Origin of the sequence: Cytobacillus sp. FSL R5-0569, from assembly GCF_038007265.1 — a bacterium.
GTDB lineage: Bacteria > Bacillota > Bacilli > Bacillales > Cytobacillaceae > Cytobacillus > Cytobacillus kochii.
Genome location: NZ_JBBOWW010000001.1, coordinates 1,179,995 through 1,204,186 on the forward strand (window position 1 = coordinate 1,179,995; position 24,192 = coordinate 1,204,186).

Genomic DNA, 24,192 nt, shown 5'->3' on the forward strand with positions numbered 1-24,192 from the left:
TTTTTTTGAATTTGTTCGTGTATTTGGTATTGTTCTGACTATTTTTTGAACCGGCTTGTCTTATTTAAAGATGGTAGAGATTTGCTCTATTTCTTCTCCGGAAAGTTGCACTTCTAATGTTTTTAAATTATTCAACACTTGCTCGGCTCTTTTAGCCCCTGGGATAATGGCGTCGATGCTGTCTTTTGTTAAATACCAGGCTAAAACTATATGGGCGACTTCCACATTTTTCGCTTGGGCAATACCTCGTAATTCATCTACTTTTGCTAAGTTATCTTCAAAAACCTCTTTTTGAAAATGTGGGGAGTTAGCACGCAAGTCACTGAATGTTGTATTTTTATCGTATTTCCCTGCTAATAAGCCAGATGCTAGTGGAAAATAAGGTATGAATGAAATATTGTTTTCTTTTGTATAAGGAAGTAAGTCTGCCTCAGCGTTTCTCTGTAATAAATTGTATTCCCCTTGGTATACATCTACATAACCATCTTTATTGGCTTCTTTTAATTGATCAATAGAAAAATTAGATACGCCAATAGCTCTTATTTTTCCCGCGTCTTTCAGTTCTTTCAACGCTCCAACTGCTTCGTCTTTTGGTGTTGATTCATCAGGAAAATGAATGTAATAAAGGTCAATATAGTCAGTTTGGAGTCTACGTAAGCTATCGTCTACAGATTGTTTTAAGAAACTGGGACTGTTATCCATCACCACATCTTCTTTAACGAATTTATGAGCGCCCTTGGTCGCAATGACTGCTTCTTCACGTTTGCCTCTTTCTTGTAAAACCTCCCCAATGAGTTCCTCTGACCGCTCAGGCCCGTAAATAAAGGCTGTGTCAAGAAGGTTCACGCCATTATTCAATGCTTCATGAACCAGTTTTTTTCCTTGTGCTTCATCAAGGTTGGAGTATAAATTATGTCCACCCACTGCATTTGTTCCAAGACCAATAGGATTAACAAAAAGTCCAGATTTACCTAATTGTTGTTTCGACTTCATTTACTTCACTCCTTCTTTTAAGTTAATCTGATCATAACAAATAATGTTAAGATAACAAAGAAATGCGTTTGTCATTCTTTCTTTTAAGTTGACATCTACTTGACATGAAGCAGAACGATAATGAATAGTAAAACATACGTCAGGAGATTATGGTGAGTGAAATGAGAACTGTTTTAATAGTGGAAGATGAATTACCAATTAGCCAAGTATTAAAAGTTTATTTACAAAAGGCAAACTTTCAAACTGTCCAAGCATTTAATGGAACTGAAGCAATCCAAAAATTAAATGAATATCATCCATCACTTGTTTTATTGGATGTTATGTTGCCAGATCGGGATGGATGGTCAATTTTAAAGGAAATCAGAGCGCAAATGAAAACGCCTGTTATTATGTTAACCGCTCTAGCGGACGTTCAATATCGATTAAATGGATTAAATGAAGGAGCAGATGATTATATCGCTAAACCATTTAATGCAGAAGAAGTTGTAGCTAGAGTGCAAGCGGTCTTAAGAAGGACTGGTAAAAGTGATGAAAAAATCAAGAAGTACGGTGGTCTGATAATTGATATTAAGTCTCATAAAATTACATTAAATAGTGTGGTCATTGAGTTAACGCCTAGAGATCTTGCTTTGCTCATTTTTTTAGCAGAGCATCCGAATCAAACATTTACTAGGGAACAATTAATTGAACATGTTTGGGGTTGGGAATATGAGGGAAGCGATCGAGCGGTAGACTTAGCGATTAAACGAATTAGAAAAGCATTGCATTCATGGTCTTCAGAAGAAGGTGAAATCAAGACTTTACGTGGATTGGGGTATCAATTAAGTGTCTAATCAACAAAGTAAACCTAGAGAATCTCTACTTCGATATTGGACGACTCGCTATTTACTTGCACTTTGTGTCGGACTTCTAATTATCGCCTTTTTTTCTGTATTATGGATTAGGCATACCACAGTTGAAAACCGCCTCAATATTATGGAGTTAATGGCGGAAGAAATTGCTGACCGTTTTGTAGAAATGAGTGAAGGAAAGCCAATTCCAAAAGGAGATGTCCCAGGGTATTTGAATGATAGAGGACGTTTTATGGATTTGGAAAGTGATCCACTTATTTCAATTGTTGATACGTATGGAAATACTTTAACAACCAATCGGCCTCAAGATCGAATGTTACAATTTTCCGAAGTTCTTTTAAATGAGGATAAAACTGTTCAAGAATTAAATAATGATGCAACGAAAGAAGCTTTTTATGTTGTAAAAGTACCGATTACTTATCAAGATGCGCCTGTAGGCTGGGTAGTTATGCTAGAATCGAAAGCAAATCTAGCAGAAGTAAACCAAGAATATCGATTATTAGCTATGATGATTATTGGTTTGGCATTAATTGGCTGGGCAGCGATTTACTTCTTGTCGAAGAGATTGTCTAAACCTATCCAAGAAGTAGCAGAGGCAGCTAGGGAAATTCAAGCGGGGAATTATCAAATTGATTTAAAGGATTCATACCAAGAACAGGAATTATATGAGCTTGTACATTCTTTTAAAGAAATGTCTAAACGGTTAGAGAAATTAGAAACATTACGTACGGAGCTGTTAGCAGGTGTGACTCATGAATTAAAAACGCCGGTAACGTCAATTGACGGGTTATTGCAGGCTGTTCATGAAGGAGTGGTGGAAGGTGAAGAGGCAAAAGAGTTTATCAAACTGTCCATATTAGAAACAGAAAAAATGAAAAAAATGGTGGAAGATCTATTAGCCTTTAACACTTATGCCACGAATGTGATGCCAGTTCAACTACAAGAATATGAAATTAATCAATTAATTAAAGAATCAGTCTATCAATGGGAAATCACGCATGAAGTAAGTGAGGATTTTCAACTTGTTGTGTACCAAGCGAGCACGCCTTTATTTGTGCATATTGATCAGATAAGATTACAACAAATTCTAATTAATTTACTTAATAATGCCTTCCAGGCAATGGATGGAAAAGGGAAAATCGAGGTTAAAATAGATACGGGACCGAAGAATATCTCTATAAAAGTTAATGATAGTGGAAAGGGAATACCTGACGAAGAAGTACCATACATTTTTGAGCGTTTCTTTCGTGGACAAGAAAAGAAGCTTCGTGTAAGAGGGTTAGGTCTTGGCTTACCATTTAGTAAACTGATAGCACAATCAATGAATGGTGATTTAATTTTAGTTAAGACATCTGAGTGTGGTACTGAATTTATGATCGAATTACCTTATCAAAAGCACAGTTTTAGGAAGGATTGACCAAAGTGAAAGAACCTGATCATACAGCTGTAAGAGTGTCTTTATGGCGAGCATTACATTTAATTGTTGATGAAAAACCTTATATTTTTCATGATAATATCGGTTTAAAACTTATCTCTCCAAATGTTGATTGGCAGAAACGTCCTGATATGGATGTAGCAAATACAAGTGCTTTTAGAGCATCAATTGTCGCTCGCTCTCGTTTTGTTGATGATTTAGTTGTTGAACAATTTGAAAAAGGGGTAGATCAATATGTGATTCTTGGTGCGGGGCTTGACACTTTTGCACAAAGGCATCAAGAGTTATGTCCTCAGATGACCATTTATGAAATCGATCAAGTTGATACACAGTTATGGAAGAAAAAAAGACTGGAAGAAACAGGGTACCACATTCCTGATTGTTTAAAATTTGTACCGGTAAATTTTGAAGAGAAACAAGGGTGGTTAGATCAATTAAAGAAGAATGGTTTTGATGTTACGAAGCCTGCCGTTGTTGTTTCAACAGGGGTTACTCAATATTTAACTATAGATGCCATTATGGATACATTGAAAATGTTTAGTAAGTTAGCAAAGGGCTCAAGGTTGGCGCTGACTTTCCTACTCCCATTTGAAAACATAAAAAAACAGGATGAACGGAAAGAGGTGGATGAAGCAGAAAAAGGAGCAAAAGCAGGTGGAACGCCATTTATCAGTTTTTTCACCCCTTCAGAAATGCTAGCACTAGCTGAAGAGGCAGGCCTAAAAGATGTGACTCATCTATCATCTATTGATTTAAAAGAGAAGTATTTTCGTGAACGGAAAGATCAATTGATGCTACAAGGTGGAGAAGATTTTATTATAGCAACGATATGAAAATATGTCGTTCCCTACTTTTATAAGATATCTATTCACATTTAACCCGCAATTTCAGATTATACCTAAAAGTTTGCGGGTTTTTTCGTTCTTGGATACTCGGCGATTGAGCTGTGTGCTTTGGAAAAGTATTATGTCAAAACGAGATAGAACTGAAAGCCGAGGATAATACGTTAGCAAGTCATTCAGATGGAAAAGCAGAATCGAACGCTTCGCAAAAGCTGTTTGCAAGTCATTCAAAAGGAAAATCGGAAATGAACGCCTCGCAAAAGGTATTAGCAAGTCATTCAAAAGGAAAAGCGGAAATGAACGCCTCGCAAAAGGTATTAGCAAGTCATTCAGAAGGAAAATCGGAAATGAACGCTTCGCAAAAGCTGTTTGCAAGTCATTCAAAAGGAAAAACAGAAATGAACGCTTCGCAAAAGCTGTTTGCAAGTCATTCAGAAGGAAAAACAGAAACGAAAGCTTCGCAAAAGCTGTTTGCAAGTCATTCAAAAGGAAAAACAGAAATGAACGCTTCGTAAAAGCTGTTTGTAAGTCATTCAAAAGGAAAAACAGAAACGAAAGCTTCGCAAAAGGTATTAGCAAGTCATTCAAAAGGAAAAGCGGAAATGAACGCTTCGCAAAATGTATTTGCAAGTCATTCAAAAGGAAAAGCGGAAATGAACGCCTCGCAAAAGGTATTAGCAAGTCATTCAAAAGGAAAAACAGAAATGAACGCTTCGCAAAAGCTATTTGCAAGTCATTCAGAAGGAAAAACAGAAACGAAAGCTTCGCAAAAGGTATTTGCAAGTCATTCGAAAGGAAAAGCGGAAATGAAAGCTTCGCAAAAGCTGTTTGCAAGTCATTCAAAAGGAAAAGCAGAAACGAAAGCTTCGCAAAAGGTATTTGCAAGTCATTCAAAAGGAAAAACAGAAATGAACGCTTCGCAAAAGCTGTTTGCAAGTCATTCAGAAGGAAAAGCGCAAATGAACGCTTCGCAAAAGGTGTTAGAGAGTACGTTAACAAACAGAAAACGAGAATTAACCCAAGGTGGAACCAACCGCAGAGATAAAAGAAATAACCGTCTTATGGAATAAACATACATTTATGTTTCATACTAACAAAAAGGAGTATGGGAGGTGGCGTAATGTATCAGTTAACGACGAAAGAATTGTCGGCAATTGAAGATGAAATTCGGGCGGAGGAAATAACAGCGAAGACGTTTAACTGGTGTGCTTCTCTTTGTGAGGACGAAGAAGTAAGGATGTCATTGGAAAAATTAGCAGAGGAACATCAGCTAAGGATTGCAGAATTATCAACCTATTTCAACCGAGCGAGGAAATTACATTAATTTTATTGGAGGTGGTTTCATTGCCGAATAATATCAATGGTCGTGGATTAACAGAACGAGAAATGTTGCAATTATGTTTAGAATTAGCAAAAGGAAGAGTTCCCGCTATTAGCCACACATTAATGGAAACAACTCATGATGAATTGAGAGATATTTATGAAGGGTGCTTAAAAACAAGTGCAGAAGCCCAAAAGGAAATCTTTCAATTAATGGAAAAGAAGGGATGGTATGAAACGCAACTCGCTACAGTAGAAGAAATCGAAAATGTACAAAACTTTATGCAAAATAATTTAAACCCATCTCCCTCCGAATAATATTCGGAGGTTTTTATTTCTTTTTTTACATAAAAAATTATTTTGACATATGCCTGACACATTCACTGATTAAATTATAAAACAAGGCAAGCAAAATCAAATGAAAGAAGGGATTTTTAATGAATGAATTCAATCATTTTGAAGATAATCGCGAGTATCAATCGAAGCGAAAAAATACTTGGTTTAAAAGTGTAACAATGACAGTAGCAAGTGGAGTAATGGGCTCAGCCCTAACTTTAGGAGCAATCAATTATTTTCCAAATGAAGCAAAACAGTCTACGGAGGTTGTACAGGAGCAAGCAGAAACTAATGTTTCCAAAGTTAATGCTGAAACGGTATCAACTACGAGTGATGGGTCGATTGCAGATATAGTAGAAAAAGCCTCTAAAGCAATCGTAGGCGTTGTCAACATGCAAGAGCAGCAAGCAAACCCTTTTAGTCATTCTACAGGCAACACCCAAAGTGGGGAAGCAGTTGAAAGTGGTACTGGCTCTGGTGTTATTTTCAAGCAAACAGACAATGAAACGTATATTGTGACAAACAATCACGTCATTGAAGGAGCGTCTAATATTCAGGTTTCTCTGCATAATGGTGAAAAGCTTCAAGCTGAACTTGTTGGAACAGATTCATTAACAGATATTGCCGTGTTAAAAGTGAATGAAAAAGTAGACGCTGAAGTCCTTTCTTTTACTGATTCTTCAAACCTTCGTGCAGGAGATCAAGTGTTAGCAATAGGCAATCCACTAGGCTTAGATTTATCCAGAACAGTAACTCAAGGAATTGTAAGTGCAGTGGATCGATCGATTGAAGTCTCTACCTCAGCCGGAGAATGGGATTTAAATGTCATACAAACAGATGCAGCAATAAATCCTGGAAATAGTGGTGGAGCACTTATTGACTCAAATGGGAATTTGGTTGGTATTAATAGTTTGAAAATAGCTGATAGTGGCGTAGAAGGGTTAGGCTTTGCCATTCCAAGTAACGATGTCGAGAACATTATTGATCAGTTAATGAAGGATGGTAAAATCATTCGACCTTATCTAGGTGTTGGTTTGATGGACTTAAATCAAGTACCGCAGTTTTATCAAGAACAATTACCAAAAAATGTAGAAGAAGGTGCCATTATTACCCAAGTTGAGGAAGGTTCGACAGCAGAAACGGCGGGGTTGCAAGCTGAGGATATTTTAGTTTCAATTGGTGATCAAACTATTACAGCCGCTAATGACTTAAGAGAATCTCTTTATAAAGACTTTTCAATTGGCGATAAGGTTAAAATATACTTTTATCGTGATGGTGAAAAGAAAACAGTAGAAGTAACGTTACAAGGAAATGGGGAAAAGCAAGTTGAAAAAGAATAAATTATTGATTGCCACTGGTTGTATGTTTGTTGCTGCTGTCATAGTTGCTGTTGTTTTATACAATAGCCATTCAAAAGCAGCGACAGTCAATGGAGAAAATATAAGCAAAGATGATTTGAATGAAGCGTTAATGTCTCAATATGGCACTTCTGTTCTAGATACATTAATATCTGATCAAATTGTTCTTCAAGAAATGGATAAGGAGAAGGTAACTGTAACTGAAGAAGAAGTGGCTGAAGAAATGGATGCCTATATGGAGCAATATGGGGGAGAAGAGGCATTTAAAGAAGTGTTAGATGAAAACGGGGTATCCTATGACTCTATAGAACATAATATCGAAATCTACTTAGGTTCAAAGAAATTGATCACACCAGGAATAGAAATTACTGATGATGAGATGGAAACATACTTTGAAGAAAATAAAGAAAGTTTTTCTCAGGCAGAAGAGATAGAAGCAAGTCATATCCTAGTAGAAGATGAGGATACTGCCAAAGAAGTAAAACAAAAACTCGATGATGGTGACGATTTCTCAGAATTAGCAGCTTCTTATTCAACCGATGATTCAAATAAAGATAATGGCGGTGAATTGGGGTATTTTGGTGAAGGTGAAATGGTAGAAGCATTTGAAGAAGTGGCTTTTTCTATGGAAGTGGACGAAGTGAGTGATCCAGTTAAAACAGATTATGGTTATCACATTATTAAAGTAACAGATCATAAAGAAGCGAAAGAAGCCAATTACGAAGATGCGAAAGAAGAAATAAAAGAGATGTTAATAGAGTCTAAGCTTTCTACTGAATATACGGAATGGCTAAATGAGAAATACGAAGAATACGAGATTAAAACGTATATTTAAAGGAGGTGAACGATTTTGAAAGGAAGGAAAGAGCTCAAACATGAAATCTCAAAAATGGATGGGGTTATACTTAAAAAACGCTTAAGTTCCTTTATGAATGCGGACCCCCATTCAAATGGGAGAGGGGGATATAATGTTCGTAGCGTATACTTTGATAACTTTGAAAACAAAGCACTAATAGAAAAAAAAGAAGGCTATATGAACCGGGCAAAATATAGGGTTCGCACATATAATAATGATTTTGACACAATTAATCTAGAAAAGAAAAGTAAGAAGAATAATCTGACCTATAAAGAAAAATGTCGGATGACAGCTGAGGAATATGAGCTTATTAGAGCTAGCGACATTTTATGGATGGAGAATGATTCCAGACCATTAATGAGGGAGCTTTTCCATAACATGATTCGTTATCAATTGAAGCCAGTAACGGTTGTCGATTATGAGAGGGATGTTTATATCTACCCATATGGTAATGTACGTCTCACTTTTGATAGCAATATTCGTACAAGCTTAAGGAATCCCGACTTTTTAAATACGACAATGCCTATGGTACCATCCCTTGATCATCAATTGATGATACTTGAAGTAAAGTATGATGAATACATTCCCGATGTCATTAAAATGCTTCTGCAAATGCTAGATCGCAGGAAGGGCACGTATTCTAAATATCAATTAAGTAGAATGTATGGATTATAGAGAGAATAGGAGAAAAGCAAAATGGAAAGTGTGAATTTTTCAGATGTATTTAAATCAAGCTTTTTAGAAAAGACAGAGAGTTTTTCAATTATAGATTCCCTAATAGGTTTATTCATGGCTTTTGCAATTGGACTTTTTATTTATGCAGTATATAAGAAGACATTTTCTGGTGTGATTTATTCACATACTTTTAATATATCCCTCATTATAATGACCATGGCTACAGCATTAATTATTATGGGAATTTCCTCGAATGTCCTGTTATCACTAGGTATGGTTGGTGCTTTATCCATTGTTCGTTTTCGTACACCAATTAAAGACCCTATGGATCTTGTTTATCTTTTTTGGGCGATTGTTGCCGGTATTCTTTGCGGAGCAGGCTTTATTCCATTAGTGATTATTGGCAGTTTAATGATCGGTCTCGTACTTGTATTGTTCGTTAACAAAATTACGATTCAGAACCCTTACTTACTCATTGTAAAATATGGGGGTGAAGATGTGGAATCTCAACTAGAATCGCTATTATCAAAGGTCACTAATAAACATATGATGAAATCCAAATCTATCATGAATGGTAATCAAGTAGAAATTACTTATGAAGTAAGAATGAAAAAAGAGCAATCTCAAGTGGTGAATAATGTAACGAACCTTAGCGGGGTAGAGTCGGCTGTAATGTTAAGCTATGACGGTAATTTTACAGCGTAAATGAACAGGAGAAAGGAATATGATTAAACGCAAATATGTCGTTCTCGTTTTTCTAATGTTGGCTGTTTTATTTGTTGGTATTCTATTCTTTCTACCTCATTTACTTCCAAAAGGGGAAGTAGTTGATCACTCTTATGTTTCAAAAGTATTCAATAAAAATAAAGTGACTCAAGTTGAGTTAACCCTAGCAGAAGATGATTGGGAAGATATACTAGAGAATCCGACGGAAGAAGAATATAAGATGGCAAATGTGACGATAAATGGAACTAAATTGAACCAAGTAGCTGTTCGGACAAAGGGGAATTCTTCCCTTTCTTCCGTTGCTAGAATGGAAGATTCTGATCGTTATAGCTTCAAAATAGACTTTGATTACTATACCGATCAAACTTTATATGGATTGAAAAAGTTGAATCTAAATAACCAATTTAGTGATGCTACGCAAATGCGAGAATATTTATCGTATCAATTAATGGAGAATATGGGATTACCCACACCTGCTTATTCTTATATGTATGTGACCATTAATGGTCAGGAATGGGGATTATATTTAGGTGTTGAACAAGTAGACGAAGTGATGCTTGGAAGATATTTTGAAAATCCATATGGATCATTGTACAAGCCAGATGGTACAAATAGTGACTTGAAATGGGTAAGTGATGATATTGATGATTACTCAGGTTTAAACTTGAAATCAGAGGAGCAAGATGAACAAGCGTTAATAGATATGTTAGATAGTATCAATAATGGTGGCAATTTAGAAAAAACTTTAGATGTGGATCAAGTATTACGATATTTTGCAGTAAATACGGCTGTCGTTAGCATGGATAGTTACCAAGGGCAAATGAAGCACAACTATTATTTATATGAAAATGATGGTAAGTTCTCAATCATTCCGTGGGACTATAATATGGCATTTGGCGGCTTTGGAGTAGGTATGGGTGGCGGAGGACGCATGAACGGAGATTCTTCAATCGCTGAAGAAAACCAAAACAAAAATCAAAATCAGGAACAACAAGGTCTAGCACCAGGAGAAGGTGGGCAAGGTGAGGATGAACAAGGTCAAGTTCACCAAGCTGAAATGGGGAACTTCGATGGTGGCATGGGAAATAGTAATTTAATGAGTGAAGATACGATTAATTTCAGTATTTCAGAACCTGTAGCTGGTACTTCTTTAGATGAGAGGCCTTTACTTAATGCTTTATTGGCAAATGATGAATTTAAAAAGCAATATGAAGCATACCTTGAAAAGATTGCAGAAGAATATATGACAAAAGAGTCTTACCAAAATACAACTACACAAATTAGTACATTGATTCTTCCTTATGTAGAACAGGATCCTACCAAGTTTTATACAACAGAAGAATTTCTACAAGCAGTGCAAGGTGATGAGAGTTTACCAGCATTTGCTGAGGCGAGATCAGAATCGATACTTGCTCAGCTTTCAGGTGAATTAGAAGTAGAATCACAAGCTTCTGAAGTCAATAACATGTTCCCTAGCCGAGCAGGTGGTGATGACCAGGAAGGTCAAGAAAGAGGAGAAGTATTCCAACCGCCAAACGGTAATGAAGGAAACATTGATGGTGAAATGCCTGAACGTCCGCAAGGCAATGGAGACTTTCCGCAGGAAGGAGATTTTGAGACACCAGAAGGGTTTGAAGGTATGCCTGGTGGTGAGGGACGTGGACAAGAAGAGCAACCTAGTACAGTAAAGTTCAAAACGTCAGCAATCATCTTGTATGTGGGTCTAATCACAGCTTTATTAGGAACAATTTTTTTTATCTTCTTGTTTAAACGAAGAGGAAGATAAGTAAATGCATAAATAATCAAAATACTATTGACAATTAATTCAATACCCGATAAAATTTCCTTTATCAAAGCAACACATTAAATTTAATATGATTCTTATCGAGAGAGACTGAGGGACCAGGCCCGAAGATGTCCGGCAACCTCCTTTTAAAGGGAAGGTGCTAAATCCTGCAGAATGATTTCATTCTGAAAGATAAGGTTTAATAACAATCATTTGTTGAGCCTCTTTCAAAGTGAAAGAGGCTCATTTTATGTTGTAGAGGATTTAGGGAGGGTGAGGTAAATGATTGAAGTCAATCATTTAGTGAAAATTTATAAAAGCAAAAAGAAGCAAGTAATAGGGGTTGACAATGTATCCCTTTCTATTAAAGAAGGGGAAATATACGGGATTATTGGCTATAGTGGAGCAGGGAAAAGTTCTTTATTACGCTGTCTAAATTTATTGGAGAGACCGACATCTGGTGAAGTGAAAATTGATGGCGTTGATTTAACATCTTTAACAAGTAAAGAATTAAGAAAAGCAAGGCAGAAGATAGGTATGATTTTTCAGCATTTTTATTTAGCGAGTTCGAAGACAGTGTATGAGAATATTGCCTTTGCTTTAAAAGCGGCAGGTAAAAGCCCGAAAGAAATAGATATCAGGGTGAAAGAACTATTAGAATTAGTGGGTTTAGCAGATAAAATTCATCAGTATCCCACACAATTAAGTGGTGGTCAAAAGCAAAGGGTAGGAATAGCCAGAGCACTCGCTAATGATCCAAAGGTTTTACTTTGCGATGAAGCCACGTCAGCTCTAGACCCTAAAACAACAAAATCAATCCTGAACTTATTAAAATCAATTAATAAAAAGCTAGGATTAACCATCGTACTTATCACTCATGAGATGGAAGTAGTCAAAGAGATTTGTCATAGGTTAGCTGTTATGCAAGATGGAAAGGTCATAGAAGAGGGACCGGTGTATGATATATTTGCGAATCCAATTGAACCACTTACAAAGGATTTCATTCAGAGTGTTCTTCAATTTGACTTACCACAACAATTGATTGAAAACAGGAAGGGAACAATCATTAAGATTCAATTTAAAGGTGCAATAGCAGAAGAATCTGTTGTTTCTGAACTGTTCCAAACATTCAAAGTAAAAGGAAATATTCTTCACGGCAAGATTGAATATATTCAAGAAGTACCTCTTGGTATTTTTATTATGGAGTTGACTGGCGAAATACCTGAAATAGAAAGAGCTATACAATATATTCAAGAAAGAACACAGAATTTGGAGGTAGTTGAACATGTTGCTTGAGTCCATTCAGGCGTTACTTCCTGAACTAAATACAGCTGTATTACAAACAATTTATATGGTCGCCATTTCTTTAGTTGCGGCACTTATACTAGGTCTTCCACTAGGTATCTTATTATTCGTTACAGACGAAGGATTGTTCTTAAAGAATAGATTTGTAAATGCTGTTACCGGTTGGATTGTCAATTTGATCCGCTCTATTCCTTATATTATTTTGTTAGTAGCTCTATTGCCGTTAACAAAATTAATTGCAGGTTCAACTATTGGTCCTACAGCGGCTTCTGTTTCATTATCTGTAGCAGCGATTCCGTTTTTTGCAAGATTGGTAGAAACATCCTTAAGAGAAATAGATAAAGGAGTCATTGAATCTGCAGTAGCAGTAGGCGCTTCCCCTTGGATGATAATTAAGGAAATTCTTGTCCCAGAAGCGAAACCTGGAATTGTTCAAGGTTTAACGATTACGACTATTAGTTTAATTGGTTATTCAGCAATGGCAGGTATTATTGGCGGCGGTGGTATTGGTGATTTAGCGATACGTTTCGGTTACTATCGCTATGATAATGTCATTATGATTACGACAGTAATTGTCCTCGTTGTATTGGTGCAAATCATTCAAATTGGTGGGGATAAATTAACTAAATATGTAGATAAGAGATAATAAATTCAAACGATAGATATAGTAAAGGGGATGGAGCCTTTACTATATCTATTTATCCTAATGATTGAGTATTAAAGAGAAGATGGAAACAGACGGGGAGGAAGGATTCTATGAGCACGATAACAGCTTCATCTAAGGAAGCGTATTTAGCTGAACAACTCGCTCGACCATTTATTAAGACGGATCAACAAGAAGAATTATTTCATAAAGCTACGATATTAGCAGAAGGATTTAGTAAGAGGGCGCAAAAGATTGATGAAAATGCAGAATTCCCTTTTGAAAATTTTGAAGAATTAAAACAATCAAATTACTTAAGTTTAACGATTCCGAAAGAATATGGTGGTAAAGAGATTTCCTTATATGAATATTTCTTAATACAAGAAAGGATTGCCCAAGGTGATGCGTCTACGGCTTTATGTATTGGTTGGCACTTAGGTGTTATCTATGATTTAAGGGTTAAACGGAAATGGAAGGAAGAACAGTTTGCCAAGTTATGTGAAATGGTTATCAAAGATAATAAATTGATTAACCGCTGTGCAACTGAGGTAGCAACTGGCAGTCCAACCCGTGGTGGACTACCAGCGACTACTGCGGTGAAAAAAGGAACACAATGGATCTTGAATGGAAGAAAATCTTTTGCTTCGATGGCACCAGGGTTAGATTTTTCTCTTATTACAGCAACGATAGAAGCTTCAGGAGAAATTGGTATATTCCTTGTACCTCATGAGAACCCTGGTTTAAAAGTGGAATCAAATTGGAATATGCTAGGGATGCGGGGCACGCGTAGTGACGATCTCGTGTTAGAGAATGTAATTGTAGAAGAAACAGCATTAGTCGAATTAGAAGGTGTTCATTTTTATGCGATTCCTAATGCATGGTTACTACATTCAGCTGCTTGTTTTATTGGCGTTGCTATTGCAGCTCGGAACTATGCCATTATTTTTGCTTCTGAATATCAACCTAATAGCCTGCCTGGTCCAATCAGTGAAGTACCAGAAGTGCAACGTAAAATTGGGGAAATGGAACTCGAGCTACTAAAAGCGCGAACAGCACTCTATTCTATAGCGGATCGTTGGGATAATGAACCGAATAAACGAGGAGAATTAGGAGCAGAACTTGGAGCCATCAAACATCTTGTCTCTAACAGTGCTAATAAAGTGGTCGATTGGGCAATGAGAATAGTTGGTGCACAAAGCTTGCAACAAAGAAATCCTTTGCAACGTTATTACCGTGATGTGCGAGCTGCGCTCCATAATCCGCCTATGGATGATGTAGTAATCACAAATTTAGCAAAAAAAGCATTATCATTTCAAAATAACAATGATTAATAAAACTATTTAAATCACATGCCCCTCTTCATATTTGGAGAGGGTTATTATTTGTATAGGCATATAGATTAGCTCCAATTTTTATCATTTTCATCGTATATGGGCTTCAAAATATTTCGTTTTTCATAATTCTTTTTTTAAAGGCTTCTTTCCTTTTGAAAATGAATTATACTAGTAGATGTGAAAATGAAAAACGTAGAAAGTGGTGTACAGATTGAAAAAGTTTATTTCATCAATGACAATGGTTTCTTCCGTACAATGGGTCTTTTTTATTTTTGCCAATACTGTTGTCATTCCGATTTCCATTGCCAATGTATTTGAGCTATCTAGTGAAACGATGGCAATGATGATTAGAGCATCACTCATACTTACAGGTATTACTTGTATACTACAAGGATGGAAAGGTCATCGTTTCCCGATTATGGAAGGGCATTCAGGGTTATTATGGGGAATTATCCTTAATCTTGGGCTTTCAGCACAAGCGCTTAATATTGGATTAGAACGTATTGGTGGTGGGATTGTTACTGGTATTGTTTTAGCTAGTCTAGTGACCATTTTGCTGATTGCTTGTGGTGGTTTTTCATTATTGCAAGCCATCTTTAGTCCGATGGTAATGACTGTATATTTGTTTTTGCTTACTTTTCAATTAATGTTTATCTTTTTTGAGGGTATGTTAAAGATGACCTCGGCTGGCGTCATTGATATAGGTATAAGTCTTTATTCTGTAGTACTCGCGCTGATTGTCGCTACATTAAAAATGAAGGGTAATCAACTTATTAGCAATTTTTCTATCTTAATTGGCCTTTTAGGGGGCTGGCTTGGTTATGTCCTATTGTTTGGTAATGATGGGGCGGGTATGACAACATCGGCGCCTTTCCAACTTTTTCCGTTAGGGGCTCCTAATCTTGAAATGGGAATTGTCGTAGTCACTTTTGTTGCCGTATTATTAAACTTAAGTAATACATTTGCTTCTATTAACGCTGCAGAAAAACTTCTACAAAGGAGAGCAGCAAAAAAAGAGTTTAAAGGCTCAATGCTGATTACTTCAATTTCTACCATTATTGGATCTGGTTTCGGACTTGTTCCCTATACACCATTTACATCAACGATTGGTTTCTTGCAAAGTACGAGAATTTATGAAAGAAAGCCATTCTTTATCGGTGGTGCTTTACTTACGATCATTGGTATTGTTCCAATTTTAGGCTCATTTCTTTCAATGTTGCCTGTTACAGTTGGAAACGCAGTCTTGTTTGTTGCCTATATGCAATTATTTGGTACTGCATTCAGTAGTTTAAATGGAAAGACGTTTAATTCCAATACGATATTTAGGTTAGCAGCACCTGTATTAATTGGTATTAGTATTATGAATATTTCACCTGCTATCTTTTCGGAATTACCCGTACTCATTCAACCATTTTTAGCAAATGGGTTAATAATGGGTGTTATTATCTCAATTATATTAGAAAAAGCAGTGAACTGGCTTAAATACGAAGATCAACCTATTAAAAGAGGAAAAGCAAGTTGATGTTTCCTTCTTTGGTATAAGGCGTATTCTTGCACGTTTCTTAACTAGGCAAATGAAAATAAAACACGTAAGATAGAATAGTAGCGAATCAAAAAAGGGGATTTTGTGATGGAAGGAATTACACTGAGTTCATTGCTAGATGTAATTGGGGAGTTATTTTCAGATGAAGTGTCAATTGTAGTTTCAAATACAACAGAGTATATTTACTATCGTCCAAGTAAACGTGTTGACTTGAAAATTCGGCCAGGGGATATTGTAAAAGAAGGAAGTATTGCTGACAAAGCGCTTAAGGCTGAACAAAAGGTGTCAGAGTTTATTAATAGGGATGTATTTGGTGTACCTTATCACGGGATGGCTGTTCCATTTAAAAATAATGGAAAAATTGAAGGGTGTGTGACTGCTATTTTTCCAACATTGACAGAGGGGAAATCTGTCGTTACATTAAAGACAAGTGATGGTTGGGTACCTGTTCCATTTAATGAAGTATATTTCTTGGAAGCCAAAGATCGTAAAACACATGTTCATGCTATTTACTCTTCTGGTACGCATAAAAATACGCTACAGGAGTTTGAGTATATTTTACCAAAGGAAAACTTTATTCGCTGTCACAGGTCATTTTTGGTGAATGTTAATCAAATACAAGAGATATTTCCTGACTCTCATTCTACTTTTTTATTATTAATGAGAAATGGTGCAAAAGTGCCTGTTAGTCAATCCTATTCTAGTTATTTTCGTAAGTTGCTCGGCTTCTAAATCAAAGGCATAAATGGATGAATAACATTTAACTCAATATTTTCTGATTATCTGAAAAAATCTGCTGGCTTATCGGCAGATTTTGCTGTTTTATCAAAATTTTTCATTAATTATACTAAAAAAATAATCCCATTCTGATTTATTAGTAAAATAGTTATTAAGTATTCTTTACAGAAAGAGGGATGGGAATATGGATAATAAACTTGGGAGAGTTAAAATTCAGACACTTCAGAACAATATCATGACTGCAGAAGGGGCTGCAGAAATGATTAAAGATGGCATGACATTGGGGTTAAGTGGATTTACTCGTGCGGGAGATGTGAAAGCGGTTCCTGTCGCATTAGCAGAAAGAGCAAAAACTGAAGATTTTAAAGTCAATGTGTATACAGGCGCATCTCTTGGTTCGGATGTTGATAAGTTGTTTGCAGAAGCCGGTATTTTAAATAAGAGATTACCATTTCAAGCGGACTCAACAATGAGAAAAGGCATTAATAAAGGGGACTTCTTATTTGTTGATCAACATTTATCTCACACAGCAGAACTTATCCGTTCAGGGGTATTACATGTGGATGTAGCTATTTTGGAAGCGGTTTCGATTGAAGATGACGGAACAATTGTACCTACAACATCAGTTGGTAACTCACTGTCTTTTGCAGAACATGCCCATAGTGTAATTGTTGAAATTAATATGGCCCAATTACCATCACTAAAAGGGTTACATGATATTTATAGTCCAGATAAACAAGGTGAGCGTGGTCCAATTCCAATTACAAATGTAGCCGATCGTATTGGTGAGATAGGTATTAAAGTGAATCCGGAGAAAATTAAAGCGATTGTGTTTACTGAACAAGGCGATTCACCTTCAACTATTGTTCAGCCAGATGAGGAAACAGTTATTATGGCACAACATTTAACCAACTTTCTTCGCAATGAAATTGCAGCAGGGAGATTAGATGAAAAACTTGCCCCATTACAATCAGGCATTGGTTCGGTAGCAAATGCTGTATTACATGGCATGATTGACTCTGAATTCACAGACTTAGAGGTGTATTCAGAAGTACTTCAAGATGCAGTATTTGATTTAATTGATGCTGGGAAAGTAAAGTTTGCGTCAGGCTGTTCCATTACACTTTCAGAAGAAAAGATGCAAGAAGTGTTTGCACATTTCGATCAATATCGCGATAAGTTATTGTTAAGACCACAAGAGATCACTAATCATCCGGAATTAATTCGCCGCTTAGGATTAATCTCTATCAATACTGCATTAGAACTAGATATCTATGGCAATGTGAATTCTACTCATGTTCAAGGAACTAAGATGATGAATGGTATTGGCGGATCAGGGGATTTTGCAAGAAATGCAAGGTTAGCTATATTCGTGACAAAATCAATTGCTAAAGATGGAAAAGTTTCAAGTATTGTACCTTTTGCTTCACATATTGATCATACAGAACATGATGTTGACGTAATTGTCACAGAACAAGGCTACGCAGATTTAAGAGGATTGGCTCCTCGTGAACGAGTTGAGCTAATCATTGAAAATTGTGCGCATCCGTTATACAAGGATCAACTTAGAGATTATTATTATGAAGCATTATCAGCAGGTGGCCAAACCCCACATATTCTAGCGAAAGCTTTTTCTTGGCATTTAAACTATGTGGAAAATGGCACAATGTTAGCTTCAGAGAAAGTGGATGTTTAAGGAACAAATATAAATTATAAAATACGAGTTAGAAAAGTAACCTAAGTTAATACTCAGGTTACTTTTTGTCGTGTCTCACTATCGTCTTTGTCTATATATACTGGAAAGGAAAGAGACTGAGTCGGAAACGAGTCAAAAAAGGGAGCCCAGGCAAAAATTTGATTGAATTCAAGCAGAAACGAGTCAAAAAAGGGAGCCCAGGCAAAAATTTGATTGGATTCAAGCAGAAACGAGTCAAAAAAGGGAGCCCGGGCAAAAATTTGATTGGATTCAAGCGGAAACGAGTCAAAAAAGGGAGCCCGGGCAAAAATTTGATTGGATTCAAGCAGAAACGAGTCAAAAAAGGGAGCCCGGGTAAAAATTTGGTTGGATTCAAGCGGAAATGAGTCAAAAAAGCGAGTCCACGGCGAAATTTGATTGGATTCAAGCGAAAACGAGTCAAAAAAGCGGGCCCGGGCAAAAATTTGGTTGGATTCAAACGGAAACGAGTCAAAAAAGGGAGCCCAGGTAAAAATTTGGTTGGATACAAACGGGAACGAGTCAAAAAGGCGAGCCCAGGCAAAAATTTGATTGGATGCAAGCGGAAATGAGTCAAAAAAGCGAGCCCGCGAAAGAATTTGGTTGGATTCAAGCGGAAACGAGTCAAAAAAAGGGAGCCCGGGCAAAAATTTGATTAAATATTCAAGGGTAATTGCCTCACTCAGTCCGTTTCATCAGTTGTTTCGTTTTCGTATTTATCTCTGAGCTTTAAAGCCTTGTCAATCAGTGTACTGCCAATTTCATTTTTAAATTGAGTGTAGACTGGGTCTAGGACCTTTTTCCAACTGTTTTTTTCTTCATTGGTAAGTTCGTGAATGTGGATTGAACTCACTTTTCTTATTTCTTCGAGTTGATTTTCATTCATCTGGGCAGCTTGTTTTCGATTCCATTGCGTGACTTCAGACATAGCCTCAGTTAAGATTCGTTTTGTTTCACTTGATTGCTTATTCCAAACATTCTCATTCATTAAGACGGCATAACCGAGATAGCCATGATTGCTTATTGTCATATACTTTTGTAAGTTATAAAACTTTTTCGAATAAATATTAGAGATAGTGTTCTCTTCGCCGTCTACTTTCCCACTATCTAACAAGTCGTATGTAGAATTAAAAGATTCTTTCACTGAATTTGCATTCAATTCAAGAAATTGTGATGAGAGGACATCACTTTGCATGATTCGGAATGTTTGTCCAGCTATATCTTGCGGATAAATAATTGGACCATCATTGGATGTGAATTGCTTAAATCCATTACTCCAATGAGCTAAACCGATGAGTCCATCCCCCTTTACACTAGATAATAGTGTTTGTCCGATAAACCCGTCTAACCCTTCGTTAATGGCTTCATAGGAAGGGAAAATAAACGGCAAATCGAGTAGCCCCCATGCAGGGTTTAACATGCCAAGTTTTGATGTGGAGGGAGCAATAATATCAACATTGCCTTCTTGAACCGCTCGTATTTCTTCTATATCAGAGTAGAGAGAGCCGTTAGAGAAGACAACAATTTTAATATTTCCGTCTGATTTTTCAGCAACAATCTCAGCAAATTTATCAGCGGCCATTCCCTTTGGCGTATTATTGGAGACAACATGACTAAAAGTTAAAACGATTTGATCATTGAGCCCTTCTTGTTCATCATCATAAGGAAGGTCTTCTGTGAGAATATATTGTTTAAAACTAAAAAAAAGTGCAAGCGTTATAATAATGGTTAATAGTATGATGCTATATTTACTTTTCATCACCTTCACCTCATACTAAATAGTATCATTATTTTCAGATTAAAGGTCAAGTGTAGGTGGCAATGAAAGGAAGATTTGTTTGAAGGAAATACCTATTCGTTGGAAAATAACGTTGCTATCATATGGGGTTGTTATCTTTTTACTGCTTATTTGCGGGCTTGTTGTTATCGCAAATATGCAACAACAAGAAGAATTGGACTTAAGAGGCGAATCAATGAGTACGGCTAGGACAGTAGCAGAGCTTGCAGATATAAAAGATGGACTTGAGGGAGATGAGGGCTGGAAGATTATTAACCCCATTGTTGAAGAAATAAGGGTCATTAATAATACGGATTATATTGTAGTAATGAATATGGATAGAGTCCGTTTCTCACACCCAGTTAGAAGTATGATAGGTCATGTGTCAACTGGTAGTGATGAAGATCCTGCATTTGCCGAACATATTTATTTTTCCAAAGCAAGGGGAGAAGATGGTACATATTTAAGAGCGTTTATTCCAGTATTAAAAGATGAACAACTAAACCAAATAGGTGTGGTAATGGTTGGTAATAAAATTCCAACATTCAAGGAAATCGTCTCTGGCTTTTCTAAAGAAATCCTATTTATTGTGCTCCTCACTTTAATTGTAGGGTTTATTGCCTCATATATATTAGCCAATCATATTAAGAAGCAAATGTTTGATTTAGAACCGTTCGAAATTAAACGAATGTTTGAAGAGAGAACAGCAACCTTTCATTCCATCAATGAAGGGGTAATTGCGATCGATTATCATGAGAAAATTACGATCTTTAATGAAAAAGCAAAAAAAATATTTAATGTGAATGGAGAAGTAACGGGATTATCGATTCGTTCCGTTTTAGAAGATACACGTTTACCAGAAATTGTTGAGAGAAATGAACCGGTTTATAATGAACAAATTATGGTGAGTGGAAAAAGCATCTTGAGCACGAGAATTCCTATTAATAAAGATGGCCAATTAATTGGCGCCGTTGCTATTTTCCAAGATAGAACGGAGGTAGCAAAATTAGCAGAGGAACTTACTGGTGTAAGGAGTTTTGTTGAGGCACTGCGTGTGCAAAATCATGAGCATATGAATAAATTGCATACAATTGCTGGGCTTATCCAATTAGGAAAGCCAGAAAAGGCATTTCAACTTGCATTTGCTGCTTCAGAAGAACAAGAAAGTATATCTTTATTTCTTCATGAAATAATTAAAGACGATGCGGTAGCTGGACTCCTAATTAGCAAAATCAGGAGAGGGAAGGAACTAGATATTATCGTGACAGTTGATACTAATAGTAATTTGGATCACTTTCCTCCTCATTTAGATCATCATGATTTTGTTCTATTATTAGGTAATTTGGTTGAGAATGCTTTCGGCTCCTTCGAACAACTCGATCAGGAAGAAAAAATGATAGATATAAGTATCGAACAAGATGACTACATTTGTTCCATCCTTGTAGAAGATAATGGGATAGGTATAGAAGAATCTAATTTAGAAAAAGTTTTTACAAAAGGATTCACGGAAGGAAAAGAAAATGGGACTGGTTACGGATTATATTTGGTCAAACAAATTGTGGATAAAGGAGAAGGGCAAATAACTGTCACTTCTAAGGTAAATGAAGGTACTTCTTTTTTAATTACCTTTGGGGAGGTTTAACTTATGAATGATATTCAAGTACTATTAATTGAAGATGATCCAATGGTACAAGAAGTTAATAAAGGTTTTATATCTAAGGTAAAAGGGTTTCATGTGAAAGCCATTGCTAATAACGGAGAAGAGGGCATTAGACTTGCTAAAGATTTCTCACCAGATTTAATATTGCTTGATGTGTTTATGCCGAAAAAAGATGGATTAAAAGTTATGTACGAATTAAGGAAACAAAAGCTTAATGCAGAAGTAATCGTAATCTCGGCAGCTAAAGATAAGGATACGATTAAAATGATGCTACAAAATGGAGCAATCGATTATATAATGAAGCCGTTTAAATTCGATAGGATGAAGCAGGCACTTGAGAAGTTTCGTCAGTATCGTGAAAGCTTAAAAAATGAAGGAACAATGTCGCAAGAGCAACTTGATCAATTACTTTATACAGAACAAGTAACGAAAGTAGAGGTAGATTTACCTAAAGGGCTAAATGAATTTACATTGAAAGAAGTCATTAATTATCTAACCGTTCAACAACAACCGCAAGCAGCTGGAGAAGTGGCTAGCGGTATTGGGATTGCAAGGGTGACAGCTCGGAGATATCTTGATTATTTAGAGAAAAAAGGTGTAATAGTACTAGATATACAATATGGTGGGGTAGGGAGACCTGTGAATCGGTATATGATTAAAACGTAGTGCTGAAATATAGAATAATAATCACATAATCATGAACTAAAAAGAACTGTTGAGTAAAAGCTATTCAACAGTTCTTTTTAGTTCATTTGCCCCTATAGTAAAACTACTACTTTCCATGCATTGACGATGAAAGGGAGAAAATTTACGATAGATTATATACTTTAATTAAAGTATATAATCTATCTCCAAATGATCAAAGAGGAGGAAATGTTAGATGAAAGAGATTATCTCATTACAAGACATTAAACATTTTGATTCAAGATCAGAACAATTCCAACCGTTAGAATGGTACAAATCGATGCTTGAAAGTGGGTCTATTAGTTATAATGAGAATTCTGATACTTGGAATGCATTTAAGTATGATGCCGTAAAGACCGTTTTAAGCGACTATGAACATTTCTCCAGTGAAGGAGACCGTACAACGATTTCAGTAAAGTTTAGTGAAGATGATAAGCAAATGAATAGTAAAGTGAACTTCTTGAAAATGGATCCTCCACACAACAGAAAAGGAAGATCCCTATTAGCATCAGCATTTACTCCAAGAAGTTTAGAAAATTGGAAACCGCGGATTAATCAAATTGCTGAAAATTTAATTACACAAATAGAAAAGGGCAAGACGGAAGATATCGTAGCGGCATTAGCCAATCCTATGCCTGCAATGGTAATGTCAGACTTATTAGGGATTCCGAAGCCCGATGTAATTAAATTTAAGAAATGGGTCGATATATTATTTCTACCATATGATAAGAGCAAAAAGGATGTAATCGATAACCAAAAAAATCAAGCAATTAAAGAGTTCTTTACTTATTTACAACCAGTCATCATTGAAAAGCGACAGCAGTTACAAGATGACATCATTTCTGACCTCATTAGGGCGGAAGTAGATGGAGAAAGACTAACGGACTTTGAAATTATTGAAATGACAATGGCTATATTAGGTGCAGGGGTAGAAACAACGAGTCATATGATCTCAACAAGCTTTTATGCCCTTTTATATGATGACAACGAGTTATTTTCAGAATTAAAAGCCCACCCAGAATATATTGATCGAACGGTCGAAGAGATGTTACGATATCGTTTTCATATGAGTCGAAGAGATCGTACGGTGAAGAAGGATAACAATATTTTAGGGGTAGAGTTGAAAAAGGGAGATGTCGTTGTTGCCTGGATGAGTGCGGCTAATATGGATGAGGAAATGTTTGAAGAGCCATTTCAATTAAATATTCATAGAAAAAATAATAAGAAACATCTTACATTTGGAAATGGACCTCATTTTTGTTTAGGTGCACCATTAGCAAGACTTGAGTTGAAGCTCATTTTAGAAAACTTAGTTAAGCGTTTTTCCAAAATCGAACCTATCGAATCATTTGAACTAGAGCCCAACTTAACTGATTCTGCGACGGGTCAAACGTTAACCTCATTGCCTCTTAAACTTTCTTGAAATAAATAGATTGAAGATTCAAGGTAAAATTAAAAGAATGAACAATGAATAGTTTCTCGGAAAATACGAACAAATTCTAATGAATAGGTTCGTATTTTTATTTTTAGGTATACAGATTTTACCGATTAATTAACGAACATGCTCTTATTAATTGAAACTATAATGAAAGAATCAGATGCGTTTATCTCCCAGT

23 protein-coding genes and 1 riboswitch are annotated in these 24,192 nt (G+C 36.2%); of the genes, 21 read left to right on the forward strand and 2 right to left on the reverse strand.

Annotation, left to right across the window (positions count from 1 at the left end):
- Positions 1-60: 60 nt before the first annotated feature.
- Positions 61-993, reverse strand: a complete 933-nt coding sequence (locus MKX78_RS06190) for an aldo/keto reductase (RefSeq protein ID WP_251162923.1) — start codon at positions 991-993, stop codon at positions 61-63.
- Positions 994-1,154: 161 nt separating this feature from the next.
- Between MKX78_RS06190 and MKX78_RS06195 the strand changes: the two genes are divergently transcribed.
- From MKX78_RS06195 to MKX78_RS06280, 18 genes are all read left to right on the forward strand, one after another.
- A complete protein-coding gene (locus tag MKX78_RS06195) occupies positions 1,155-1,826 on the forward strand; it encodes a response regulator transcription factor (RefSeq protein WP_095373506.1) in 672 nt (223 codons plus the stop codon).
- Positions 1,819-3,261: a sensor histidine kinase gene (locus tag MKX78_RS06200; protein WP_095370155.1), complete on the forward strand. Its 1,443-nt coding sequence runs from the start codon at positions 1,819-1,821 to the stop codon at positions 3,259-3,261. The genes MKX78_RS06195 and MKX78_RS06200 overlap by 8 nt, the downstream gene beginning before the upstream one ends.
- A gap of 5 nt (positions 3,262-3,266) precedes the next feature.
- Positions 3,267-4,112: a class I SAM-dependent methyltransferase gene (locus MKX78_RS06205; RefSeq protein ID WP_233435291.1), complete on the forward strand. Its 846-nt coding sequence runs from the start codon at positions 3,267-3,269 to the stop codon at positions 4,110-4,112.
- A 113-nt stretch (positions 4,113-4,225) separates the two neighbouring features.
- On the forward strand, positions 4,226-4,636 hold the full coding sequence (locus tag MKX78_RS06210; RefSeq protein WP_341050259.1) for a hypothetical protein: 411 nt from the start codon (positions 4,226-4,228) through the stop codon (positions 4,634-4,636).
- An 87-nt stretch (positions 4,637-4,723) separates the two neighbouring features.
- Positions 4,724-5,191, forward strand: coding sequence for a hypothetical protein (locus MKX78_RS06215; protein WP_341050261.1), 468 nt, complete (start codon positions 4,724-4,726; stop codon positions 5,189-5,191).
- 50 nt (positions 5,192-5,241) lie between these two features.
- Positions 5,242-5,445 (forward strand): hypothetical protein, encoded by a 204-nt coding sequence (locus MKX78_RS06220; protein ID WP_095370152.1) that lies wholly within the window; start codon positions 5,242-5,244, stop codon positions 5,443-5,445.
- Between the two features lie 20 nt (positions 5,446-5,465).
- Positions 5,466-5,759: a spore coat protein gene (locus MKX78_RS06225; protein WP_095370151.1), complete on the forward strand. Its 294-nt coding sequence runs from the start codon at positions 5,466-5,468 to the stop codon at positions 5,757-5,759.
- Between the two features lie 119 nt (positions 5,760-5,878).
- Entirely contained in the window at positions 5,879-7,117 is a 1,239-nt protein-coding gene (locus tag MKX78_RS06230) for a S1C family serine protease (protein ID WP_341050263.1), read from the forward strand.
- Positions 7,104-7,970 (forward strand): peptidylprolyl isomerase, encoded by an 867-nt coding sequence (locus MKX78_RS06235; RefSeq protein WP_341050265.1) that lies wholly within the window; start codon positions 7,104-7,106, stop codon positions 7,968-7,970. The genes MKX78_RS06230 and MKX78_RS06235 overlap by 14 nt, the downstream gene beginning before the upstream one ends.
- A gap of 15 nt (positions 7,971-7,985) precedes the next feature.
- Positions 7,986-8,666, forward strand: coding sequence for a polyphosphate polymerase domain-containing protein (locus MKX78_RS06240; RefSeq protein WP_307317599.1), 681 nt, complete (start codon positions 7,986-7,988; stop codon positions 8,664-8,666).
- Positions 8,667-8,687: 21 nt separating this feature from the next.
- Entirely contained in the window at positions 8,688-9,371 is a 684-nt protein-coding gene (locus MKX78_RS06245; RefSeq protein ID WP_095370148.1) for a DUF4956 domain-containing protein, read from the forward strand.
- A 19-nt stretch (positions 9,372-9,390) separates the two neighbouring features.
- Positions 9,391-11,178: a CotH kinase family protein gene (locus MKX78_RS06250; RefSeq protein ID WP_341050267.1), complete on the forward strand. Its 1,788-nt coding sequence runs from the start codon at positions 9,391-9,393 to the stop codon at positions 11,176-11,178.
- A gap of 92 nt (positions 11,179-11,270) precedes the next feature.
- A riboswitch (SAM riboswitch) is annotated at positions 11,271-11,377 on the forward strand.
- Positions 11,378-11,460: 83 nt separating this feature from the next.
- Entirely contained in the window at positions 11,461-12,474 is a 1,014-nt protein-coding gene (locus MKX78_RS06255; RefSeq protein WP_095370146.1) for a methionine ABC transporter ATP-binding protein, read from the forward strand.
- Positions 12,464-13,129: a methionine ABC transporter permease gene (locus tag MKX78_RS06260; RefSeq protein ID WP_095370145.1), complete on the forward strand. Its 666-nt coding sequence runs from the start codon at positions 12,464-12,466 to the stop codon at positions 13,127-13,129. The genes MKX78_RS06255 and MKX78_RS06260 overlap by 11 nt, the downstream gene beginning before the upstream one ends.
- 110 nt (positions 13,130-13,239) lie before the next feature.
- On the forward strand, positions 13,240-14,457 hold the full coding sequence (locus tag MKX78_RS06265) for an acyl-CoA dehydrogenase family protein (protein ID WP_341050270.1): 1,218 nt from the start codon (positions 13,240-13,242) through the stop codon (positions 14,455-14,457).
- A 205-nt stretch (positions 14,458-14,662) separates the two neighbouring features.
- Positions 14,663-15,982, forward strand: coding sequence for a uracil/xanthine transporter (locus MKX78_RS06270; protein WP_445662659.1), 1,320 nt, complete (start codon positions 14,663-14,665; stop codon positions 15,980-15,982).
- A 108-nt stretch (positions 15,983-16,090) separates the two neighbouring features.
- Positions 16,091-16,735 (forward strand): LytTR family DNA-binding domain-containing protein, encoded by a 645-nt coding sequence (locus MKX78_RS06275; RefSeq protein ID WP_095370143.1) that lies wholly within the window; start codon positions 16,091-16,093, stop codon positions 16,733-16,735.
- Positions 16,736-16,925: 190 nt separating this feature from the next.
- Positions 16,926-18,437: a succinate CoA transferase gene (locus MKX78_RS06280; RefSeq protein WP_095370142.1), complete on the forward strand. Its 1,512-nt coding sequence runs from the start codon at positions 16,926-16,928 to the stop codon at positions 18,435-18,437.
- Positions 18,438-19,137: 700 nt separating this feature from the next.
- On the opposite strand, the gene MKX78_RS06285 is transcribed toward MKX78_RS06280, so the two are convergent.
- Positions 19,138-20,214 (reverse strand): DctP family TRAP transporter solute-binding subunit, encoded by a 1,077-nt coding sequence (locus MKX78_RS06285; protein ID WP_307317585.1) that lies wholly within the window; start codon positions 20,212-20,214, stop codon positions 19,138-19,140.
- A 73-nt stretch (positions 20,215-20,287) separates the two neighbouring features.
- Between MKX78_RS06285 and MKX78_RS06290 the strand changes: the two genes are divergently transcribed.
- The 3 genes from MKX78_RS06290 (at position 20,288) to MKX78_RS06300 (ending at position 23,999) form a co-directional block, all read left to right on the forward strand.
- Positions 20,288-21,874, forward strand: a complete 1,587-nt coding sequence (locus MKX78_RS06290; protein WP_341052724.1) for a sensor histidine kinase — start codon at positions 20,288-20,290, stop codon at positions 21,872-21,874.
- 3 nt (positions 21,875-21,877) lie between these two features.
- On the forward strand, positions 21,878-22,558 hold the full coding sequence (locus MKX78_RS06295; RefSeq protein WP_307317582.1) for a response regulator: 681 nt from the start codon (positions 21,878-21,880) through the stop codon (positions 22,556-22,558).
- A gap of 214 nt (positions 22,559-22,772) precedes the next feature.
- Complete coding sequence (locus MKX78_RS06300) at positions 22,773-23,999, forward strand: cytochrome P450 (RefSeq protein ID WP_095370137.1); 1,227 nt, start codon at positions 22,773-22,775, stop codon at positions 23,997-23,999.
- Positions 24,000-24,192 lie beyond the last annotated feature (193 nt).